Here is a 1,481-nt window from a genome sequence, read left to right as displayed (position 1 = left end):
GTTGGTAGGGAGCGGGCCGTACCGCGCCAGCGACGTACAGCGGGTGCTTGGGGCTGCCGTCCTTGTTCAGGCCCAAGTGGTGCAGCAGCGGCCCGCGGCCACACATCCGGACGATGCGCAGCACCTCCGCCGCGCGCGCCGGCGCCGCCTTGTGCGCGCCCCATGCGCAGATCACCAGCGAGCAGCGGTCCAGTGCATCCATGATGGCGCCGTCGTTCCGGTCAGCCCGGTCGCCCAGCGGCGCCGGATGGGTCAGCAGGCCGTCCGGATCGGTCGAGCGCAGCGGGTAGAGGTTGGCCACCTCCAGCCGGCCGTACTTGCCGGCCAGCGCGCGCTGCAGGCACCGCGTGATCGTTGGGTCGTTGACCTGGTGATCTGCGGTTGACGGGTTGAGCATGATGAAGCCCAGGGCCGGCCGGCTGCGGTCCCACTCGCGCCACAGGCGGTAGCGGTACTGTTCGCAGTCGGAGAGGATGCAGCCGGCCTCGCCGTCGAGAGTGGTTTCGGTCAGGTGCTTCACGGTCTGCTCCTGCGTTCCAGGCCGGCCCTTGAGGCTCGCGTAGCCGGGTCGATGAATTCGTGATCCCACGCGGGCGCGCCGGCAAGCTGGTCCAACGCAGGGAGATGCACAGCACGATTTCGCGGCCAGCCGCATACGGCGCAGCAAATGGCGCCTCGCACTCGAGGCGGCGCGATGCCATCGCAGTCTGGATAGAGCGGCTCGGTCATCCCTCGATCCTCCTGAACTCGATCACCCACACCCACGGATTCGCAGTCCACGCGCCGGCGCTATTCAGTTCCTCCCAGAGGCGCCGATAGTTGGCCAGCGCCGGCGACATGGCTTCATAGGCGAAGTCATAGCCCTGATAGAAATATCGCCCCATGCCCTCGGCGAGCGCATCAGCCTCGCTGCAGTCGTTCAGCCGCTCGACACGCACGCCGACGATCTCCAGCAAGATGCGCGAACAGTCGCGCGGCATATGGATCGATGGGATGCGTCCGAACTTGCGCGCCCACGGCCTTATTTCGGTGGGACGATATTCTTTGCCGTGCCACTCGTCGTCGTAGACCACACATGGCTGGTCCCCGTAGCCTGGCGTATCACAGCCCCAGAACGACTCGCGCACCCACAGGCGGTCGCCGGACTGGCCGTGGGGGCAGCGCGCTAGCCACTCTTCCGATGGCTGGCCAGGACGGTCAATGCTGGCCGATCCAGCGTTCTTGGACCAGTTCCACCACAGCAGTCCGCGCTCGTCCAGCGTCGGTTGCGGGCTGACGATTCGCCGCGTCTGCGTCTTCCGGCCGTCGAGGATGGCGCGCACCATGGGCGCGCTGAAGAGAATGGGGCGTTCCTTCACCATGGCAGCCCCTTCGCCGCCACGCGAGCACTGCGTTCTGCGGCCTCAGCCTCAAGGGCTGCGATCAGCTGGGCTGGCTTTCCGTTGAACTGGTTGAAATGGGCATCGCACAGGCTGCAGCAT

Annotated in this window: 2 protein-coding genes; both read right to left on the bottom strand. The window is 66.7% G+C overall.

Annotated elements, in window-relative coordinates:
* A partial coding sequence (locus tag AC3WXD_RS34910) for a DUF1643 domain-containing protein (protein ID WP_492325740.1) occupies nucleotides 1–520 on the bottom strand: 520 nt, incomplete at its 3' end.
* A gap of 205 nt (nucleotides 521–725) precedes the next feature.
* Nucleotides 726–1,358, bottom strand: coding sequence for an ASCH domain-containing protein (locus tag AC3WXD_RS34905; protein ID WP_492325741.1), 633 nt, complete (start codon nucleotides 1,356–1,358; stop codon nucleotides 726–728).
* Between the last annotated feature and the right edge of the window lie 123 nt (nucleotides 1,359–1,481).

The organism is Cupriavidus sp. FW216-B1 (assembly GCF_058789195.1).
Note: the sequence above shows the minus strand (reverse complement) of the source record. Positions and strands in the feature narration are given on the sequence as shown.